The organism is Enterococcus sp. DIV0176 (assembly GCF_050528535.1).
Lineage (GTDB): Bacteria > Bacillota > Bacilli > Lactobacillales > Enterococcaceae > Enterococcus_B > Enterococcus_B thailandicus.
The window spans coordinates 755,531-774,202 of record NZ_CP172879.1; the positions used below are offsets into that span (position 1 = coordinate 755,531).

20 protein-coding genes are annotated in these 18,672 nt (G+C 36.6%); 14 read left to right on the forward strand and 6 right to left on the reverse strand.

Annotated features, from left to right (window positions below):
• Nucleotides 1-41: 41 nt before the first annotated feature.
• Nucleotides 42-449 (reverse strand): hypothetical protein, encoded by a 408-nt coding sequence (locus tag IGJ66_RS03645; RefSeq protein WP_071869135.1) that lies wholly within the window; start codon nucleotides 447-449, stop codon nucleotides 42-44.
• Nucleotides 450-664: 215 nt separating this feature from the next.
• Between IGJ66_RS03645 and IGJ66_RS03650 the strand changes: the two genes are divergently transcribed.
• A complete protein-coding gene (locus IGJ66_RS03650) occupies nucleotides 665-1,129 on the forward strand; it encodes a hypothetical protein (RefSeq protein WP_067483970.1) in 465 nt (154 codons plus the stop codon).
• A gap of 193 nt (nucleotides 1,130-1,322) precedes the next feature.
• Here IGJ66_RS03650 and IGJ66_RS03655 read toward each other — a convergent pair whose 3' ends face one another.
• Nucleotides 1,323-2,060, reverse strand: a complete 738-nt coding sequence (locus IGJ66_RS03655) for a DUF2087 domain-containing protein (RefSeq protein ID WP_430616832.1) — start codon at nucleotides 2,058-2,060, stop codon at nucleotides 1,323-1,325.
• 200 nt (nucleotides 2,061-2,260) lie between these two features.
• Here IGJ66_RS03655 and IGJ66_RS03660 point away from each other — a divergent pair, with 200 nt between their 5' ends.
• On the forward strand, nucleotides 2,261-3,145 hold the full coding sequence (locus IGJ66_RS03660; RefSeq protein WP_071869133.1) for a phosphate ABC transporter substrate-binding protein PstS family protein: 885 nt from the start codon (nucleotides 2,261-2,263) through the stop codon (nucleotides 3,143-3,145).
• 68 nt (nucleotides 3,146-3,213) lie between these two features.
• On the opposite strand, the gene IGJ66_RS03665 is transcribed toward IGJ66_RS03660, so the two are convergent.
• Together IGJ66_RS03665 and IGJ66_RS03670 are read right to left on the reverse strand one after the other, a co-directional pair.
• The gene (locus IGJ66_RS03665) at nucleotides 3,214-4,941 is read right to left on the reverse strand and encodes a sensor histidine kinase (RefSeq protein WP_067483976.1); all 1,728 of its coding nucleotides are present in this window, start codon (nucleotides 4,939-4,941) and stop codon (nucleotides 3,214-3,216) included.
• Nucleotides 4,938-5,642: a response regulator transcription factor gene (locus tag IGJ66_RS03670; RefSeq protein WP_430616833.1), complete on the reverse strand. Its 705-nt coding sequence runs from the start codon at nucleotides 5,640-5,642 to the stop codon at nucleotides 4,938-4,940. The genes IGJ66_RS03665 and IGJ66_RS03670 overlap by 4 nt, the downstream gene beginning before the upstream one ends.
• A 128-nt stretch (nucleotides 5,643-5,770) precedes the next feature.
• Between IGJ66_RS03670 and IGJ66_RS03675 the strand changes: the two genes are divergently transcribed.
• The 5 genes from IGJ66_RS03675 to IGJ66_RS03695 all read left to right on the forward strand — a co-directional run bounded on the left by IGJ66_RS03675 (nucleotide 5,771) and on the right by IGJ66_RS03695 (nucleotide 9,287).
• Nucleotides 5,771-6,256 carry a DUF523 domain-containing protein gene (locus tag IGJ66_RS03675; RefSeq protein ID WP_430616834.1) on the forward strand — a complete coding sequence of 162 codons (486 nt, stop codon included), beginning with the start codon at nucleotides 5,771-5,773 and terminating at the stop codon, nucleotides 6,254-6,256.
• Entirely contained in the window at nucleotides 6,257-6,595 is a 339-nt protein-coding gene (locus IGJ66_RS03680; protein ID WP_071869132.1) for a putative DNA-binding protein, read from the forward strand.
• Between the two features lie 33 nt (nucleotides 6,596-6,628).
• Entirely contained in the window at nucleotides 6,629-8,047 is a 1,419-nt protein-coding gene (ffh, locus tag IGJ66_RS03685) for a signal recognition particle protein (RefSeq protein ID WP_067483982.1), read from the forward strand.
• Nucleotides 8,048-8,144: 97 nt separating this feature from the next.
• Complete coding sequence (locus IGJ66_RS03690; protein WP_430616835.1) at nucleotides 8,145-8,738, forward strand: DNA-3-methyladenine glycosylase I; 594 nt, start codon at nucleotides 8,145-8,147, stop codon at nucleotides 8,736-8,738.
• 27 nt (nucleotides 8,739-8,765) lie between these two features.
• The gene (locus IGJ66_RS03695) at nucleotides 8,766-9,287 is read left to right on the forward strand and encodes a dihydrofolate reductase family protein (RefSeq protein ID WP_067483987.1); all 522 of its coding nucleotides are present in this window, start codon (nucleotides 8,766-8,768) and stop codon (nucleotides 9,285-9,287) included.
• Between the two features lie 328 nt (nucleotides 9,288-9,615).
• On the opposite strand, the gene IGJ66_RS03700 is transcribed toward IGJ66_RS03695, so the two are convergent.
• Nucleotides 9,616-10,170, reverse strand: a complete 555-nt coding sequence (locus IGJ66_RS03700) for an NADPH-dependent FMN reductase (RefSeq protein WP_067483989.1) — start codon at nucleotides 10,168-10,170, stop codon at nucleotides 9,616-9,618.
• Nucleotides 10,171-10,398: 228 nt separating this feature from the next.
• Between IGJ66_RS03700 and rpsP the strand changes: the two genes are divergently transcribed.
• The 5 genes from rpsP (at nucleotide 10,399) to rplS (ending at nucleotide 12,950) form a co-directional block, all read left to right on the forward strand.
• Nucleotides 10,399-10,674: a 30S ribosomal protein S16 gene (rpsP, locus tag IGJ66_RS03705; RefSeq protein WP_005875628.1), complete on the forward strand. Its 276-nt coding sequence runs from the start codon at nucleotides 10,399-10,401 to the stop codon at nucleotides 10,672-10,674.
• 11 nt (nucleotides 10,675-10,685) lie between these two features.
• Nucleotides 10,686-10,934, forward strand: a complete 249-nt coding sequence (locus tag IGJ66_RS03710; protein ID WP_067483991.1) for a KH domain-containing protein — start codon at nucleotides 10,686-10,688, stop codon at nucleotides 10,932-10,934.
• A 270-nt stretch (nucleotides 10,935-11,204) separates the two neighbouring features.
• Nucleotides 11,205-11,729, forward strand: coding sequence for a ribosome maturation factor RimM (gene rimM, locus IGJ66_RS03715; RefSeq protein WP_067483993.1), 525 nt, complete (start codon nucleotides 11,205-11,207; stop codon nucleotides 11,727-11,729).
• Complete coding sequence (trmD, locus tag IGJ66_RS03720) at nucleotides 11,719-12,462, forward strand: tRNA (guanosine(37)-N1)-methyltransferase TrmD (RefSeq protein WP_067484148.1); 744 nt, start codon at nucleotides 11,719-11,721, stop codon at nucleotides 12,460-12,462. The genes rimM and trmD overlap by 11 nt, the downstream gene beginning before the upstream one ends.
• Nucleotides 12,463-12,602: 140 nt before the next feature.
• Nucleotides 12,603-12,950, forward strand: a complete 348-nt coding sequence (gene rplS, locus IGJ66_RS03725; protein WP_067483995.1) for a 50S ribosomal protein L19 — start codon at nucleotides 12,603-12,605, stop codon at nucleotides 12,948-12,950.
• Between the two features lie 228 nt (nucleotides 12,951-13,178).
• On the opposite strand, the gene IGJ66_RS03730 is transcribed toward rplS, so the two are convergent.
• On the reverse strand, nucleotides 13,179-13,763 hold the full coding sequence (locus IGJ66_RS03730; RefSeq protein WP_067483996.1) for a TetR/AcrR family transcriptional regulator: 585 nt from the start codon (nucleotides 13,761-13,763) through the stop codon (nucleotides 13,179-13,181).
• 136 nt (nucleotides 13,764-13,899) lie between these two features.
• On the opposite strand from IGJ66_RS03730, the gene IGJ66_RS03735 reads away from it, so the two are divergent.
• Nucleotides 13,900-14,601 carry an ABC transporter ATP-binding protein gene (locus tag IGJ66_RS03735; protein ID WP_270344842.1) on the forward strand — a complete coding sequence of 234 codons (702 nt, stop codon included), beginning with the start codon at nucleotides 13,900-13,902 and terminating at the stop codon, nucleotides 14,599-14,601.
• A gap of 9 nt (nucleotides 14,602-14,610) precedes the next feature.
• Complete coding sequence (locus IGJ66_RS03740; RefSeq protein WP_430616836.1) at nucleotides 14,611-18,561, forward strand: FtsX-like permease family protein; 3,951 nt, start codon at nucleotides 14,611-14,613, stop codon at nucleotides 18,559-18,561.
• The last annotated feature ends 111 nt before the right edge of the window (nucleotides 18,562-18,672 follow it).

An 18,672-nucleotide genomic window follows, 5' to 3' on the forward strand; every position in this document is an offset into this window, starting at 1 on the left:
CTCTTGTTTTTTTGCGGATTAAAAAGGGTGAAGATGAAAGACTATTTTTGTGAATTCTTTCTAATTGTCGAAAGTGAAATTTTCTGGTTACGACTTTGTTTCGAATATGTAAAGAGAGTTGCCCAAAAAGCGCCAAATGCTTGAGGAACTAAATAAAGAAGCCCGAAAATAAGTACAAGCTGTGTCGGTTCAAAAGGTTGATAGAAAAGTTGCCAGTCAGAAAATTTTAAAGAATATATGTAAGAAACAATAGTGGAAATGATATTTCCAACAAGTAGCAGTCGCATTTGTCCTTTGATCCTCATCAGAAATCCACCAAGGATCGCGAGAAAGATCAGAAAAATGAAGCCGGAAACCGAGTGATAATGAAAATCAAGCAATAACACAAGATACAAGTATGGAATCAGGAACAGCAGCAAAAAAATTTTTGACAGGTATTTTGTTAACATAACTAAAAACCTCCTTATACTTGTTTAAAAACCTTTAGTATAGTTATATTTTAAAAAGAAAAAAAACATTAAGCAAACCTTATCACACAATTTGTAGGTTAAATGAATAAACTCTCATTCCCTTATCTCTAAAAAAAAAGTTTTTCCCCCTAATTTTTTTAGAGAGAACATTGTATAGTGATAGGCAAGAAATTTTTATTTTGGGGAGGAAGTAAATGAGACAGAAAATCATGGGTAGACGTAGTTATTTATTTTTTTGGTTTTTTCCACTTCTTTTGCTTCCGTTTACTTGGGTGAATGCAATCGTTCAAGGAGCCGAGGTGTTAGGTTTGATTCAGGGAAGCGGATTTTTAGTAGCACGTAATTTTCCAACATTAACTATTTTTTATTTGCTAGTGAGTGTTAGTTTGTTGATACCAAGGTCTCTGATTAATAATTATAATTGGAAGCTGATTTACTTTTCTTGTATGTTGATTTTTACGTCGATGTTTGCATTATTACCAAGAATGATTATTGGGCCAACAGGACTTAGTCAAAGTGGCTTGAAAGACTTATCCGACTATTCCGCTATGTATTTTTTGACAATCCGTCCATTATTTTATTTGGCGGCTGCGTCATTTATTGTTTCAGTAATCATGTATTTGTTCGTTGAACTGAGAAGACAAGACCGCCAGAAATAGTTTCTTCTATTTAAAAAAGTATTGAAAACTGTTCTAAAAATTGGCTTTCTTTTGATCAAATAACAGTATAAATAAAGTTTAAAAGGCAATTAAAAAAGAGATGTGAGCTTTGTAGTGAACCCAAAAAGTCTAAGTTTTTGGGCGTACATTTGCTCACATCTCTTTTAACGTTGGTGACAACAAAGGATAAGTTTTATTGATTTAGCCAATATGTTTTTCCATCAGTTGTACGTTGCATAAATCCATATTCAATTAAGTAGCGGCGAGTCGAAACGAAATCTTCGACGTGTTGTTTCAAAATATCATTGATTGCACGCTCGGAATAATTTTTTTTCGGATCAAATTTTTGTGTTAAATAATTTAAGAGAATGATTTTTCTTTTTTCTTTACTTGGAAAAGTTTGAATAAAGTCATTATCATCTAAATAAGTTTGTAAGATTTTTTCCTGTTCAGCGGGCGTGATGTTGTATCGTTCATCTAGCATTCGCGCACCTGTGTGAGGTGAAATGAATGTTTGACCACTTGCTGGTAAAAGCTTCATAAGAGCAGTCAGTCGTTTGGCTTGGCGCTCTTTTTCTTTTAATTTGAATCGATGATTTCTTACCGTTGATGGGGAGATTCCTAGGCGCTGAGCGATTACAGGGTCGCTTAAATTTTTTTCAAACAGTTGGATGATTTCGTATTGACTTTCGGATAACCCTAACGATTCTCTAGATAATTGAAGTAGGGCATGCAAGGGGCCACCATGTGCCAATCGAAGATGTTGTGTGATCGCTCCTTTTGCGGTTTGAAGTGCGCTAGGCGTAGTCAAATCTGGATAAATTTTTTCAAATTGAAAAGTTACGTCACAATAAAGGCACTGATAAGTTTCATGTTCAATTGTCCAGCCATTTAGATAATCTTGTTGTTCATAAAGTAATTCAGTTTCCATATAAAAACCTCCTTGTTTGCGTTTATATTAACATTTTATCGTTTTGTTTGTAAAATAATAAACATAATTATTTTTAGTTTATTTTATACTTTGAACTTTACAGGAAATTTACAGAAGTTCACGAATTGTTTACAACATCCATATCTGAGCTTTACAGTAGCTTGTTACACTTTACTTGTAACTAAGAGAGGAGTATTTGAATGAAAAAATTATGGTATTCTTTAGGCATCATTGGTTTCCTATTAGCAGGTTGTGGTTCGTCAGGTACAAGTACCGACTCAACTGCGCAATCAGATAAAGCAGGTTCAGAACAAGTAAAAATTGTAGCAGTTGGTTCAACTGCATTGCAGCCATTAGTTGATGCTGCACAAGATAGCTTTACCCAAGAAAACTCAAATTATCAAATTTCTGTTCAAGGTGGCGGAAGTGGCACAGGGCTAAGCCAAGTGTCAGACGGCGCCGTGACAATTGGAAACTCAGATGTTTTTGCAGAAGAAAAAGATGGAATCGACGCAACTAAATTGGTTGACCATAAAGTGGCTGTTGTCGGAATGGCACCAATCGTCAATAAAGATACTGGCGTCACAAATGTTTCTCAACAGGAATTGATTGATTTATTTACAGGAAAAATCACAAACTGGAAAGAACTTGGCGGAAAAGATCAAAAAGTCACAGTGATTAACCGTGCAAATGGTAGTGGAACTCGTGCTACTTTTGAAAAATGGGGATTGAATGACGAAACACCTGTGCAATCACAAGAGCAGGATTCGTCAGGAACGGTTCGCCAAATCGTTGCACAAACACCAGGAGCAATCAGTTATCTTGCCTTTTCTTACTTGGATGAAACAACTCAAGCTTTGAGCGTGGATGATGTGAAACCAGAGGAAAAAAATGTGGCAGACAATAGCTGGAAAATCTGGGCATATGAGCATATGTATACAAAAGGAAAACCAGACGCAGCTGTTCAAAAATTTTTGGATTACATGACAAGTGAAGATGTCCAAGAAGGACCAGTTAAAGATCTAGGTTATCTACCAATCACATCAATGAAAGTTGAACGTGATGTTAACGGAGAAATCAAATAAGAATATGAAAAAAAGCAGCGGCGAAAATCGTATCGATTCTCGTCGCTGTTTTTTTCATGTTAGTCACTTCATAAAGTAACTTCGAAAGTGGAGCCCACACCGGGATGACTTTCCACAGTAATCGTGCCGTGTAATAATTTGACATAGTCTTTGACGATTGCTAGACCTAAACCTGTTCCTCCAGAGTGTCGGCTGCGTGCTTTATCAACGCGATAAAAACGTTCAAAAATTCGTTCCTGGTCTTCTTGATCAATCCCAATTCCAAAATCTTGGACAGAAAACCATAAGTGATCATCTACACGATAACGAATAATAATTTGGCCACCTTCTTTTGAATATTGGATGGCATTTTCAATCAAGTTTTTGATAATTGGGTATAAAATTTCTGACTGAATGGTAAATGCGCCATTATTCCCCAGCAGTTTAACACTTAATTTTTTCTGTTTGATAAAGGGTTGGTAGCTTTGAATAATTTGTTCAAAGTAAGATTCTAGATAAATCGTTTGTGATTCATATAAATTTTCACCATCTTTAGATAACTGAATGATTTCGCGAATCAACTGATCTAAACGACGAGCATCTTTTTGCATGATTTCTAAAAAAGTAGTTAATGTTTCTGGATCATCTTTGGCACCATCAAGAAGTGTTTCCGTGAAGCCCATCAATGAAGTAACCGGCGTTTTTAATTCATGAGAAACATTTCCAACAAAATCTTTCTGGACTTTTTCGAGCCGACGAACTTTGGTTAAATCATAAGCTACGCCAAGAATTTGTCCAGTTCCATCTGCATTGATAAAGTAACGTAAACTGATGTCCAACGTTTGATTGCCTTCACTTAATTTGATTTCTTGCTGAACTAACGGATTCGTAGCAGAAACCTGATGAATCAAATGGATTAGCTGAGGTTCTTGAATGACCTCAGCATAAGGTTGCGAGGTCAGATAAGTCGTAACCCCAAGATGCATCTGCATTTTAGGATTTAGTAAACGTAAATGCGATTCGGAATCAATTAGAAAGACGCCAATCATTAATTCGTTCAGCAACGTGTACAACTGTTCTTCAGTGGTTGCGTAAGCACGATACATATTACTCATTTGTTCGCTTAGTGCGTTGATTGTTTGATAAAGTTCTTCCCATTGATCTGAAGTTTGCATAATGACTTCTGTTTCTTCGGGGTCGTTGACCATTTTTTTCAACACAGGTAGTACGGTATGCAAAGGTTCATTTCGCTGATAAGCAAAATAGGCGATCATTCCTGAAAGGATGCAAAAGAAAAGAAGAAAGAACAAGAATACCCAACGACGAAAATTTTCTGTGCGTGGTAAAAATCCGCTTGTTGGCTCGGCAATTCGGATCATGGCTTTTAATTGACCATTTTCTTTAATCGGTAAAGCGACATAGAGAAGCTGTTCATTTAAAGTCACACTTTGACGTAAGGAACTTCCCAATCGCCCACCGTCAAGGACAGCTTTGATTTCGGGACGAGTGTTACGGCTACCTGTCAGGTCATCATCACTGGTATCATACAAAACATTGCCATTAGCATCTAGTAGCGTGATTCGTTCAGAAGATTGATGAACAAATTCTGTCAAGGTTTCTTTGTTTTCCATTGAGTCAGGATTTGCCCAAGTAAGTTGTCGCGTTAATAGTTGTGCTTTCTTGGTCAAGTATTCTTCTTGTTGTTCAATAATTTGCTGTTGAAAATAATTTGAAATCAGTTGCCAACTACCAATAAAAACTGTTAGGAAAACGACCAAGAATAGGATACGTCTTGAGAAAATTTTCCAATTTTTCATAGTCGAGGCTCCTGAAATTTGTACCCAAATCCACGGACAGTTACTAAATATTTAGGATGTTTTGGATCACGTTCGATCTTTTCTCTCAGGTGACTGACATGAACATCGACGATTCGACTTTGACCAGCAAAATCAAAATTCCAGATACGTTCGAGCAAGGTGTCTCGATCAATTACGCGATCTTTTCGTTTCATAAAGTAAACTAACAATTCAAATTCTTTGGGAGTCAGTTCAATCAAACGACCGTCAACAGTGACTTGAAAATTAGTTAAGTTAGCGATGATTTGACCAACTGTTAAATATTCTGGCTCTTCTTCCTCAGTAGGCTTGCTTCGAGGTTCCATTCGACGAAAGATGGCTTTCATTCGAGCTAATACTTCGCGTGGGCTAAATGGTTTAATTAGGTAATCATCGGCACCAATTTCTAAGCCTAAAATTCGATCAATCTGATCATCTTTAGCGGTTAGCATCAAAATGGGTGTATCATTTTTTTCTTGGCGAAGCTTCTGTGTAATTTCCATGCCATCCATTGAAGGAAGCATCACATCTAAAATAATAAAATCAAAGGCTTGATCTAAAGCAAGTTCTAATCCCTCGCGTCCATCCGTTGCACTGGTAACTTGATAGCCTTCTTTTTCTAGGTTAAAGGTTAATAAAGTGACGATGGAAGGTTCATCATCAACAACTAAGATTTTTTTCATAAGCGCTCCTTTAAAACATATTCATGCTTTCCTATTTTAGCATAGAATCAAGGGGAGGGGCTATGTAACCAACTCAATAAATGGTATAATAATTAGGCACTTTGTTGGAAGGAAAGGAAGCGATTCAAATGATTGGTATCAGTGCTTGCTTAGGCGGTGTGTTATGTCGTTATGATGGGCAGCCAAAAGCTGTTTCGCAACTTGTCGCATTGGTTGAAAAACACGAAGCCATCATGGTTTGCCCAGAAGTTTTGGGTGGCTTACCGATTCCCCGAGATCCAGCAGAAATTGTCGGCGGAGATGGGTTTGACGTTTGGAATGGGAAAGCAAGAGTCATAACTTTCAAAGGTGTCGATGTGACAAAAGAATATCAGGCAGGTGCAATTCTTGCTTGGCAAAAATTAAAAGAACAACAGATTGATCAACTCATTTTGAAGGCAAAAAGTCCTTCTTGTGGTAGTAGTCAAATATATGACGGTACATTTTCTGGTACATTAACAGAGGGTGTAGGCGTAGCAACTGCCTATTTTTTACAACAGAAGATGAGCGTTCTATCTGATGAAGATTGGTTAGCACAACAGCAAGAAATTACGAAGATAAATGAGGTGAGTTGAATGGAAATTGAAAAAACAAATCGAATGAACGCACTTTTTGAATTTTACTCGACCTTATTGACTGAAAAACAAATGAATTATATGGAACTGTATTATGCTGATGATTTTTCACTTGGAGAAATTGCAGAAGAATATCAAGTCAGTCGACAAGCAGTTTATGATAACATTAAGAGAACTGGAAAAATTTTAGAAGACTACGAGAAAAAACTGCATCTTTTTTCAAATTACATCGTGCGTGAACAAGCCTTGGAACAACTGATGACTTATGTCACCGAGCACTATCCAAAAGATAATGAACTGATTGGTTCTATCCAGCAAATTCAAGACATCGAAGAGTAACAAACTAGAAACTAATTAAAGGAATGAAGAAAAATGGCATTTGAAAGCTTAACAGAACGTCTGCAACAGGCGATGGGAAAATTAAGAAAAAAAGGAAAAGTATCAGAAGCTGACGTCAAGGAAATGATGCGGGAAATCCGCTTGGCTTTATTGGAAGCCGATGTCAATTTACAAGTAGTCAAAGACTTCACGAAACGTGTGCGGGAGCGTGCTGTTGGAGTAGAAGTTCTTGAAAGCTTGTCACCAGCACAACAAATCGTCAAAATTGTTGATGAGGAATTAACGATTACCTTGGGTTCCGAAACAGCAGAACTAATCAAGTCACCAAAAGTCCCAACTGTTATTATGATGGTCGGGTTACAGGGGGCTGGTAAAACGACCTTTGCTGGGAAATTAGCGAACTTTTTGAAGAAAAATGAAAAAGCACGACCATTGATGATTGCAGGAGACGTGTACCGACCTGCAGCGATTGACCAATTAAAAGTCTTGGGACAACAATTAGATGTGCCTGTCTTTGATATGGGAACAGATGTCAGTCCAGTTGAAATCGTTCGTCAAGGAATGGAAGTTGCCAAAGAAAAGAAAAATGACTATGTCTTGATTGATACGGCTGGTCGTTTACACATTGATGAACTCTTAATGGATGAGTTGAAGCAAATCAAAGAAATTGCACAACCAAATGAAATTCTCTTGGTTGTTGATGCAATGACTGGACAAGATGCGGTCAACGTAGCTGACAGTTTTAATCAACAACTAGGTATTACTGGGGTTGTTATTACAAAACTTGATGGAGATACCAGAGGTGGGGCAGCGTTATCTATTCGTTCAGTAACTGGTGCACCAATCAAATTTATTGGGTCAGGTGAAAAATTAACAGATCTTGAAGTCTTCCATCCAGATCGTATGGCCAGCCGAATCTTGGGTATGGGTGACATGCTGACGCTGATCGAAAAAGCGCAACAAGATTATGACGAGAAAAAAGCGGAAGAACTTGCCCAAAAAATGCGGGAAAATTCTTTTGACTTCAATGATTTTATTGAACAACTGGATCAAGTAATGGGAATGGGGCCATTAGAAGATCTAATTAAAATGATTCCAGGAATGAATCAAGTACCAGGGATTGAAAACGTAAAAGTTGATCCAAAAGATGTAGAACGGAAAAAAGCAATGGTCTACTCAATGACACCTGCTGAGCGAGAAAATCCTGATTTGTTGAACCCTAGCCGTCGTCGTCGTATCGCTGCTGGCTCAGGAAATAGTGTAGTAGAAGTAAACCGCATGATTAAACAATTCAAGGAATCCCGTAAAATGATGCAACAAATGTCGAAAGGTGACATGAATATTCCGGGAATGGACCAAATGTTTGGTACAGGAGTCAAAGGAAAACTTGGAAAAATGGCGATGAATCGCATGGTTAAGAAAAACAAGAAGAAAAAGAAAAAACGTAAATAAGCAATTGCTGAATTGAATGAATTTGAGCTATGACAAACGATTGATTGAAATGTTGTCATAGCTTTTTTGTTAATGAAGAAAAGTGGAGGTAAGGAAAATGAAACGATGTTCTTGGGCAGAAAACACGACATCAATGAAAGAGTATCATGATACGATTTGGGGTGTTCCGGAATATGATGATCAACGACTTTATCGCAAGCTAATGCTGGATATTAACCAAGCAGGATTAAGTTGGCAAACGATTTTAAATAAAACTGAAGCTTTTGATTCTGCGTATGATCATTTTTCTTTAGAAAAAGTGGCGGCATATGACGAAAATAAAATAGAATCTTTGCTTCAAGATAAAGGAATTATTCGTAATCGAAGAAAAGTTGAAGCTGCTATTCATAATGCTAAGGCCGTTCAAAAAATCCAACAAGAATTCGGAAGCTTTGCTACTTTTTTATGGTCGTTTTCTGATGGTGAAGTGGTGAATCATATGTATCAAACACAAGAAGAAATTCCGACAACGAGTGAACTATCTGATAAAATCACTAAAGAACTGAAGAAACAGGGATTTAAATTTGTCGGTAGTACCACGATTTATGCATTTTTAGAAGCAGTTGGAATCATTAATGATCATGTCATTGATTGCTTTAGACATTCAGAAGTAAAGCAATCAACGATTCAAGAAGACGAATCAATTGATTGATAAAAATCCGAAGTGAAGGAGAGACATATGCGAAAAATCGTTTTTTACGGAGCTATTAGTTTGGACGGTTATCTGGCAACAAAAGAAGATGATTTACAATGGCTATTTGATACGCCGGCAGGTGAGGAAACAACTTATGAAGCATTTTATGAAACAATTGATACAACGATTATGGGGCGGAAAACGTATGAGGAAGCTAAGAAATCTTTAGGTACAGAATTGTTATACCCGGAAAAGAAAAATTATGTATTTTCGAGAAATCGATCATTGATTCTGCCAGACGCGACAGTAATCAATGATGATCCTGCCTCGTTTGTAGAAAACCTTCGACAAGAATCTGGCTCGGACATCTGGATTGTTGGTGGAGGCTCGTTGCTTAAACCTTTGTTAGAAAAACAGTTGATTGATGAATGGTGGATTCAAATCACACCAGTCTTACTCGGTGAGGGAATTCGCTTGTTTGAACCCGGTGACTATGAAGAAAGACTAGAATATGTTGGTGCACAACAATTTGGTCAGTTTCTTGAATTACATTATCGAAAAAAATAAAAAAGTTGTATGCCAAATTTTTATTTGGCATACAACTTTTTTTGCTGAATTGCTTGAAGCTGAACGCTTTGCGCGACAACCTTTATCCACGGTGCTCCCAAAGCAACTCCTAGATATAGCTTGCATCCACTTCAAAATATGAAGAGCTATTTTGAGTGACTGCTCGCTATCTTGTCGGAGCTAAGCGCTTTGAGCCACAACCTTTATCCACGGTGTTCAAGAAGTAACTCCTTCAAAATAAGAATAAATTTCACAAAAATTTGAGAAGCAATTTCTGAAAATTTATTCTTATTTATTGGAGCTGTACACTTCTTTCACAACCTTTGTTTTACTTCGTCAATTTTTCCAAGAAGTCAATATACGCATTCACAATTGTTTCAAAGAATTTCATCGTACCATCAATGATTTTTCCATCTTCACCAACTAAGTTTGCAATATTACCAATGTAAGCTTCTGGTTGTTGAAGTGTTGGCACATTTAAGAAGACTAAAGATTGACGGATAATATGGTTAGCACCAAATCCACCGATTCCACCAGGAGAAGCAGTAACAACTAAACCAGGTTTTGTATCCCAAACGCTTTGACCATAAGGACGAGAACCAACGTCTAGTGCGTTTTTCAAGACTGCCGGAATTGAACGATTGTATTCAGGTGAAACAAAAATAACACCATCTAAATCTTTTACTTCGTTACGGAAACGAGTCCAAGCTTCCGGTGCATTTTCTGGTGTTTCAAGATCTTCATTATAAAAAGGAAGATCATCAATTTTAACAAAGACACTTTCATAGCCTTCAGGTAGTAAGCTTGCGAAAGCTTCAGCAACCTTTTTGTTATAAGAATCTTCTCTTAAACTTCCAATAAAAAAGCCAATTTTTTTTGTCATAAATAGAACCTCCTAATAATTATCTTTCATAACCATCTTACAAAAAATAAGTAAAACGAGCAAATAAAAACACTTGCTATTTAAAGATCCAATAAAATAATCGAAAAAAATGTCTATAATCAATAAAAAAAGGAATTTATGAGACTGTAAAGAAAAAAAGCTTTACAGGGTAAAAAAAAACTGTTACACTACATCTTGTGAATAAATCAATGGAGGTGGAAATAAATAATGGCAGTTAAAATTCGTTTAAAACGTATGGGTTCTAAAAAGAGTCCTTTTTACCGTATTGTAGTAGCTGATTCACGTTCTCCTCGTGACGGACGTTTCATCGAAACTGTAGGTACTTACAATCCTTTGAAAGACCCTGCAGAAGTAGTTTTAAAAGAAGACTTAGTTCTTAACTGGTTATCAAAAGGTGCACAACCTTCAGATACAGTTCGTAACATCCTTTCAAAAGAAGGCGTTATGCAAAAACACCACGAAGCTAAATTTTCAAAGAAATAAGGTGAGCGGATATGAAAGATTTAAGTGAGCTAGTCTTAACAATCGTTCGTCCGTTAGTCACTCATCCTGATCAAGTTCGGTTAGAGGTCGTTGAATCGAAAGATTTTTATGAATACAATCTAACTGTAGCACCAGAAGATATTGGTCGTATCATTGGAAAACAAGGACGAGTTGCCAAAGCAATTCGGACTATCGTTTACGGTGTACGAATTAACGCGCCTAAAAAGGTTCGTTTAAATATCGTTGATGATAAGGAATAATCAAAAACTGTTTCGAATTTTTTCGAAACAGTTTTTTTTTTTGCTTTCTACGAAAGAATGATGGCCTTAAAAAGTTTCTATCGCAAAGATTACCTTATTCAACCGTAAACGTAAAACGTGGGTAGAACACAAAATGAGTTCAATCTATGTCCCGTATTTTTCTATTTTTTGACATAAAAGTAAAAAAGAATTCATTTTGAAAAACAAAACTAGAATTGACTAAACGCCCATGCTAAAATGAAGCAGAGAAAAAAGAAATGAGGAAAAATTGTGACTGAATATCTAAATGTTGGAAAAATTGTCAATACTCAAGGTTTAAAGGGTGAAGTTCGTGTTATTTCAACGACTGACTTTCCTGAAGAACGTTACCAAAAGGGTGCACAGCTAACTTTGTTCCAAGATGGAAAAGCACCGGTTGAATTGACTATCAAAAGTCATCGTAAACACAAAAATTTTGATTTGTTGAGTTTTGAAGGACACCCATCAATCAATGATGTCGAAAAATATCGTGACGGCATTTTAAAGGTGTCAAAAGAAGAAATTTCAGCGCTGGAAGAAAATGAATTTTATTACCATGAGATCATCGGCTTAGAGGTCTTGGATGAGGCTGGCGAAAAACTTGGAAAAGTGAAAGAAATCCTTTCTCCTGGAGCAAATGATGTTTGGGTAGTTCAACGTGAAAAGAAAAAAGATTTGTTGCTTCCCTATATTGCATCAGTCGTAAAGGAAGTGGATGTAGCTAATGGAGTAGTCCATGTGGAAATTCCAGAAGGGTTGATTGATGATGAAAATTGATGTATTGACCCTATTTCCTAAAATGTTTGAAGGTCCTATGGGTGAATCAATTATTGGGAAAGCTGTTGATAAAGGATTGCTAGACATCAATGTGTCTAATTTTCGTGAGTATTCTGATAACAAACACCAAACAGTCGATGACTACCCTTATGGTGGTGGAGCTGGAATGTTATTGAAAGTTCAACCAATCTATGACAATTTAAAAGCAATTGATGAAGCAAATCCAACTGTCAAGAAGCGAGTGATTTTGTTAGACCCAGCTGGTAAACAATTTAATCAAGCGATGGCAGAAGAATTTTCGCAAGAAGAGCAGTTAGTATTTATTTGTGGTCATTATGAAGGATATGATGAACGAATCCGAACTTTGGTAACAGACGAAGTTTCGTTGGGTGATTACGTTTTGACTGGGGGAGAACTTGGAGCGATGGTTATGATTGATGCCACTGTTCGCTTACTTCCCGATGTGTTAGGAAATCAAACTTCTGCGCAAACAGATTCATATTCTACTGGCTTACTTGAGCATCCGCAGTACACGAGACCTGCTGAATTTAAAGGAATGAAAGTCCCTGATGTATTAACGAATGGTAATCATAAGCTGATTGAAGAGTGGCAATTAAAAGAATCGTTACGTCGAACCGTTCAACGACGCCCGGATCTACTAGCTGACTTAGAACTAACACCGCAGATGGCGAAATTTTTAGCTGAAATCCAGCAAGAAGAGGCAGAACAGTAAAATACTGTTTGTCATGAAAATTTACTTTACACTCATTTGATAGTGTGATAATATTCTATGGTGAGTGCAAAGCACTTAACTATTACGATGTTCCGCTGTGAGTTCACTCATAAGAATGTTTGGAATAAGGAGAAGAAAACATGAATCCATTAATCGAAGAATTAACAAAAGAACAACTACGTTCTGACATCCCAGCTTTCCGCCCTGGTGACACTGTACGTGTTCACGCGAAAGTTGTCGAAGGTTCACGCGAACGTATCCAGTTATTTGAAGGTGTTGTAATCAAACGCCGTGGTGCTGGAATCAGCGAAACTTACACAGTTCGTAAAATTTCTAACGGAGTGGGCGTTGAACGTACATTCCCAGTACACACACCACGTGTTGCTCAAATCGAAGTAGTTCGTTATGGTAAAGTACGTCGTGCAAAATTGTACTACTTACGTGCATTACACGGAAAAGCTGCTCGTATCAAAGAAATCCGTCGTTAATTTATTATTCGACAAATCTGAGTCCTTGCTTAAGCAAGGACTCTTTTTTTGTATTAAATTGGACACTGCTTTTACAAAGAGTATCTTTAGGCTGGAAAAAGTAGCCAAAATAGAAAAAACGCCTAAAATTCATTTTGAAAACGTTGATTTTGGACGTTTTTTAAATTGAAAAATGTGCTGAGAACGACCGGTTTTCCAGTTTTATCTCACTCTCAAGAGACTTGGGCTCTAAAGTAAAAGTTCATAAGGGGAGATTTCTTTTGCTTTGGTAATAATAGTCGCGATTTGTTCTGGTGTTTCTTCTCCACCTTTTTTGATCCATAAATTGACAACGCCGACAATACTGGATAATAAAATTTCTTTCGCGTAATCGTCGGGTAAATTTTTACGAGAAAATTGAAGACTTTTGGACTTATCTAATTTTGAAAGAACCAGTTCATTTAAAATATCTTTGACCATCTGCATAAAATGTGGATCGCCACCTTCACTAGCTAAAGCCTGAATAAACTCAAAATCATTTTTTATATAGATAAGTGCGTGCAAAATAGATTCATAAGGAATCAATTGGATAGGATCTTCCAAATTTTTAGGGTTTGTATCTAATAACAAAATTTGTTTGAGGTCATAAATAGCCTCCATTTCTAATTTTTCCATTAGATCATATTTATCGACGTAATGAAGATAAAAAGTTCCTCTGTTGATCTGAGACTGCTTTGCAATGTCACTTACTGTCATTGATTCAAAACCTTTTTCGTTAATGAGCTGGATAAACGATTTTTTGATTTTTTCTTTTGTTTGCGTATTTCTTTTCATTTAGATACACGACCTTTTTCCTTAAATGAACAGATAAAAAAATGTGTTCATTGTATTTCTTTTGCTTTGATTATATACTCAACCTGTAATTAAATCAACACGATGTTTATTTAGAGTAATAAGAAGGAGTGAGTTTATGAGTTATATAGAAGTCATGAATAGCTATAAACGTTACCATATGGGAAATACGGAAATTATAGCAAATAACGATGTATCTTTTGAAGTCGAAAAAGGTGAATTAGCGATTATTTTGGGTGCTTCTGGTGCTGGAAAATCAACGATGTTGAATATTTTAGGTGGAATGGATACCAACGATGAAGGGAAGATCATTATTGATGGAAAAGATATTTCTGATTATACCGCGAAGCAACTAACGAAATATCGTCGAGAAGATGTTGGTTTTGTTTTTCAATTCTATAATTTGGTTCCTAATTTAACAGCAAAAGAAAATGTTGAATTAGCTTCAGAAATCGTTAAAGATGCTTCTGATCCAGTTCAAGTTTTGCAAGAAGTTGGTTTGGGTGAACGAATTGATAATTTTCCTGCACAACTATCAGGTGGTGAGCAACAACGGGTAGCCATTGCCAGAGCGGTTGCTAAAAATCCCAAAATTTTGTTGTGTGATGAACCTACAGGGGCACTTGACTATCAAACAGGAAAACAAGTGTTACAGATTTTGCAAGATATGAGTCGTGTGAATGGCGCAACAGTTATCATCGTGACGCATAACGCAGCGATCGCACCGATTGCTGACCGAGTGATTCGAATGAGAGATGCAACGGTAAAAAGTGTTGATATTAATCCTCGTCCAAGCAAAATTGCAGATATCGAGTGGTAGGTGAATCGAATGAAAAAAATGTTATGGAAAGATATTTTTAAATCAATTTCTAAATCCAAAGCTCGCTTTTTATCAATTATGGGTCTGATGCTGATTGGTTCATTTGCATTGGTCGGGCTAAAAGTTACTGGACCTAATATGCGATCAACGGGAGAAAATTACTTTAATGAACTAAATGTTTCTGATCTTACTGTGATTGGAACATTGGGGATTGATGACAATGACGTCAAAGCAATCGATCAAACAACTGGTGTTCGCTCGATTGAATATGGGTATTTAAAAGATGTGGTCATTAAGGATACAAAAACAAGTATTCGAATTTTTTCAAAGGGAGAAAAAATTTCTGATTATGAACGGGTAAGTGGCAAACTACCTGAGAAAGCTAATGAAATCGCGTTAGACAATAGTTATGCAGATCAATATAAACTTGGTGATACGATCGAATTTACCGAAAAAGAAGATGTATCTGGTCAAACGATTTTAAAAGAGCATAAATTCAAGATTGTCGGGTTTATTTATTCCGGCGAAATCGTTTCAAGTATTAATCAAGGCGTATCAACAGCAGGAACAGGTTCCTTAAATGGGTACGCGATTGTTCCTAAGAAAACGTTTGATTCTGAAATTTATATGTTAGCACGAATGACTTTTCGTAATTTAGAAAAAGTGGATCCTTATTCTGACAATTATACAGACAAGCTTCAAAAGCATAAGGATGATTTAAGCGAACGTTTAAAAGATCAACCAGAAATCCGCTTAGCAACAATCAAAAAGGAATACCAAGGCCAAATTGATGATGGTCAGAAACAAATCAATCAAGCGAAACAACAGTTGAAAGATACCGAGCAACAATTAAAAGATGCAAAAGGTGAGTTAGCCAATGGCACGCAACAAATTCAAGATGCACAAACAGAACTAACAACTAAAGTGAACGATGCTAATGAACAAATTACAAATGGCGAGTCACAAATCACGACAGCGCAAGCATCAATTGAAGCAGGAGAAAAACAGTTAGCAACAGCACAAACACAGCTTGCTGATGGTTCTGGAACATTGAATGAAAAATGGACACAGCTTCAAAATGGAAAACAACAGCTGAGCCAAGCACGTTCAACTTTGACGAGTGCTAATGACCAATTGACCATTGCTGCGAATGCTTTAGCAAGCGGGAAAGAACAACTTGTTGCTGGCTACAATCAAGTCAATGAAAATCAAGCAAAATTGGCTGTGGCAGAAGCTCAAATTACGCAAGCTGAACAAACACTAGCTACTAAACAACAAGAATATGACACAAAAAATAATGAGTATCAAACGGCATTGAACAAATTTAATCAGCAAAAACAAGAATATACAGCAGGTGTCCAACAACTTCAAACAGCACAAACAGACTTGGACACAAAGAAACAGGAGTTAGAAGCAGGGAAGCAACAATATGTTACAACAATGAATCAATTGACGGATTCAAAAAATGAACTAGAACAAGCTTTAAAAAATCCTGATTTAACAGAAGAAGAACAAGCTGAATTACAAAGCAAACTTGATAATGTCAATGCAAACTTGTCACAAGCACAAGTAGCATACAATCATTTCATAGAAACAGTTTACACGCCAGGTATGCAACAAATTGAAACGACGCAACAAGCTTTAAATACAAAAAAAGCGGAGTTAGACAAAGCCAATCAAAAATTAACTGAGGCTGAACAACAATTAGCAACTTCAAAACAGCAATTAGATGCTGGAGCAGCAGAACTTTCAGCAGCAAATGCTGAAATAGAACAGCAAAAAGCGGCTTTAGCAAATGCAAAAGGACAGTTACAGGCAGCACAAGAAACATTGAGTCAAAAAGAAGCATATTTGAATGAAAAAGAAGTCGAATATCAAAGTGGTTTGCAACAATACAATGCAGGTATCGCTTCTTACAACCAAAATCTAGGAACCTATTATGCTGGGTTAAATGAATGGTACGAAGGTGCGGCTATGTTAGATAAAAAGTCTGCAGAGTACCAAGAAAATGTTGATCGACTAGTACAAGCAAAGCATGAATTAGCAACGAAACAAACAGAATTAACGACAGCAAAAGATACATTAGCCACAGAACAAAAGGAAGGCGAACAACAGCTGGCTGATGCGAAAAGTGAACTAGCAAAAAAACAAAAGGAATATGAAGAAAAAAATCAAACATTCCAATCTAAAAAAGAAGAAGCAGAAAAAGAAATTGCCAAAAATCAAGAAAAACTTGATAAAGCGCAAGAGATGGTTGACCATCTGTCTTTACCTACTTATTCGTTAAACAGCCGTCGGGAAATCCCTGGTGGCGAAGGGTATCGAATTTATGGTAGTATTTCAAAAATTGTTGATTCTTTAGCCAATGTGTTTCCAATTTTCCTTTATTTTGTAGCCGCCTTAGTCACTTTGACGACGATGGCACGTTTCGTCGATGAAGAGCGGATCAAGTCAGGGACATTAAAAGCGTTAGGGTATGAAAATAAGGATGTTATTAGAAAGTTCACTTTCTATGGTTTGACTTCCAGCCTTTCTGGTACCATTTTAGGGATTATTTTAGGGCACACATTATTGCCATTGATTGTTTATAATGCGTATCATTCTGGCTTTACACTTCCAAAAATCGAGTTACATTTTCATTGGGGTATCTCATTCGTAGCAATCCTACTTGCTTTGATTAGTTCGGTCGTTCCAGCTTTTGTCGTAGCTTCCAGAGAACTAAAAGAAAATCCTGCACAACTTTTATTACCTAAACCACCTTCCGCAGGATCAAAAATCTTATTGGAAAGAATCAAGCCTTTATGGAATCGAATGAGTTTTACTCACAAAGTAACAGCTCGAAATATTTTCCGTTACAAGCAACGAATGATGATGACCATTTTTGGTGTTGCTGGTGCGGTTGCTCTCTTATTTGCCGGATTTAGCGTCCAACATTCGATTGGTGGAATCAATGATCGCCAATTTGGCAGCCTTATTCATTATGATATGATTGTGGCACAAAATGAGTTTGTTCCAGAGGATCAAGAACAAGCGCTTGATGAACAATTAAGTACTTCTGAAATCAAGCAGAATAAAGCAATCCATTATGAAGAATTGACAAAGGTTGCGGGTTCAAATAAAGATACGCAAGAAATTAAATTAATTGTCCCAGAAAGTACAAATGATTTTTCAGATTATATTAGTTTAGTTGATCGAAAAAGCGGCGATAAATTATCTTTACCTGATGATGGGGTGATTATTTCCGAGCGACTTGCCAAACTCCTAGATGTCAAAACTGGTGACACAGTTACTTTTAAAGATAGTAATCAAAAGGATAAAAAAATGAAAGTTGCTGGGGTTACAGAAATGTACATGGGACACTTTGCTTTTACAAGTAAAGCTGGCTATGAAAATCTATTTGGTACAGATTTCGCAACGAATGCTTATTTGGTGAATTTGAAGAATCCTTCAACTAAAAATACTAAAGAACAAGCAGCTAAATTTATTAACTTAGATAGTGTCGCAGGTGTGGTTCAAAATACGACTTTGATGAACCAAATTGATACGATTGTTCATTCACTAGATAAAATCATGAAAGTTTTGATCGTTGTCGCTGCATTGTTAGGGATTGTTATTCTTTACAACTTGACTAACATCAATGTTTCCGAAAGAATGCGGGAACTTTCAACAATTAAAGTACTAGGGTTCTATGATAAAGAAGTAACACTGTATATTTATCGTGAAACGATTTTACTTACGATTTTAGGAATCATCACAGGTTTTGGAATTGGGGAACTCCTCCACCAATACATTATCAATGTCGTACCACCTGATGATGTGATGTTTAATCCAGCGTTATCTTCAATCAGTTTTATTATCCCAACAATAATTATCGCAGTAGTAACAACAATATTGGCATTTGTAATTAATAGTCGTTTGAAACGGGTAGATATGTTAGAAGCACTGAAATCAGTAGACTAAGGTTGCAAATAGAAGAAGAGGCACGCAGATTTTGTTATCTGTGTGCCTTTTATTTATGGACGAAGTTCATAAAATTTTTAATCATGCTCTAGTTTACTCGTGATACCTACT

Excerpts from the sequence above, each read along its gene's own strand:
- IGJ66_RS03645 (WP_071869135.1), bottom strand. The coding sequence starts at position 449 with ATGTTAACAAAATACCTGTCAAAAATTTTTTTGCTGCTGTTCCTGATT.
- IGJ66_RS03650 (WP_067483970.1), top strand. The coding sequence starts at position 665 with ATGAGACAGAAAATCATGGGTAGACGTAGTTATTTATTTTTTTGGTTT.
- IGJ66_RS03655 (WP_430616832.1), bottom strand. The coding sequence starts at position 2,060 with ATGGAAACTGAATTACTTTATGAACAACAAGATTATCTAAATGGCTGG.
- IGJ66_RS03660 (WP_071869133.1), top strand. The coding sequence starts at position 2,261 with ATGAAAAAATTATGGTATTCTTTAGGCATCATTGGTTTCCTATTAGCA.
- IGJ66_RS03665 (WP_067483976.1), bottom strand. The coding sequence starts at position 4,941 with ATGAAAAATTGGAAAATTTTCTCAAGACGTATCCTATTCTTGGTCGTT.
- IGJ66_RS03670 (WP_430616833.1), bottom strand. The coding sequence starts at position 5,642 with ATGAAAAAAATCTTAGTTGTTGATGATGAACCTTCCATCGTCACTTTA.
- IGJ66_RS03675 (WP_430616834.1), top strand. The coding sequence starts at position 5,771 with ATGATTGGTATCAGTGCTTGCTTAGGCGGTGTGTTATGTCGTTATGAT.
- IGJ66_RS03680 (WP_071869132.1), top strand. The coding sequence starts at position 6,257 with ATGGAAATTGAAAAAACAAATCGAATGAACGCACTTTTTGAATTTTAC.
- ffh (WP_067483982.1), top strand. The coding sequence starts at position 6,629 with ATGGCATTTGAAAGCTTAACAGAACGTCTGCAACAGGCGATGGGAAAA.
- IGJ66_RS03690 (WP_430616835.1), top strand. The coding sequence starts at position 8,145 with ATGAAACGATGTTCTTGGGCAGAAAACACGACATCAATGAAAGAGTAT.
- IGJ66_RS03695 (WP_067483987.1), top strand. The coding sequence starts at position 8,766 with ATGCGAAAAATCGTTTTTTACGGAGCTATTAGTTTGGACGGTTATCTG.
- IGJ66_RS03700 (WP_067483989.1), bottom strand. The coding sequence starts at position 10,170 with ATGACAAAAAAAATTGGCTTTTTTATTGGAAGTTTAAGAGAAGATTCT.
- rpsP (WP_005875628.1), top strand. The coding sequence starts at position 10,399 with ATGGCAGTTAAAATTCGTTTAAAACGTATGGGTTCTAAAAAGAGTCCT.
- IGJ66_RS03710 (WP_067483991.1), top strand. The coding sequence starts at position 10,686 with ATGAAAGATTTAAGTGAGCTAGTCTTAACAATCGTTCGTCCGTTAGTC.
- trmD (WP_067484148.1), top strand. The coding sequence starts at position 11,719 with ATGAAAATTGATGTATTGACCCTATTTCCTAAAATGTTTGAAGGTCCT.
- rplS (WP_067483995.1), top strand. The coding sequence starts at position 12,603 with ATGAATCCATTAATCGAAGAATTAACAAAAGAACAACTACGTTCTGAC.
- IGJ66_RS03730 (WP_067483996.1), bottom strand. The coding sequence starts at position 13,763 with ATGAAAAGAAATACGCAAACAAAAGAAAAAATCAAAAAATCGTTTATC.
- IGJ66_RS03735 (WP_270344842.1), top strand. The coding sequence starts at position 13,900 with ATGAGTTATATAGAAGTCATGAATAGCTATAAACGTTACCATATGGGA.
- IGJ66_RS03740 (WP_430616836.1), top strand. The coding sequence starts at position 14,611 with ATGAAAAAAATGTTATGGAAAGATATTTTTAAATCAATTTCTAAATCC.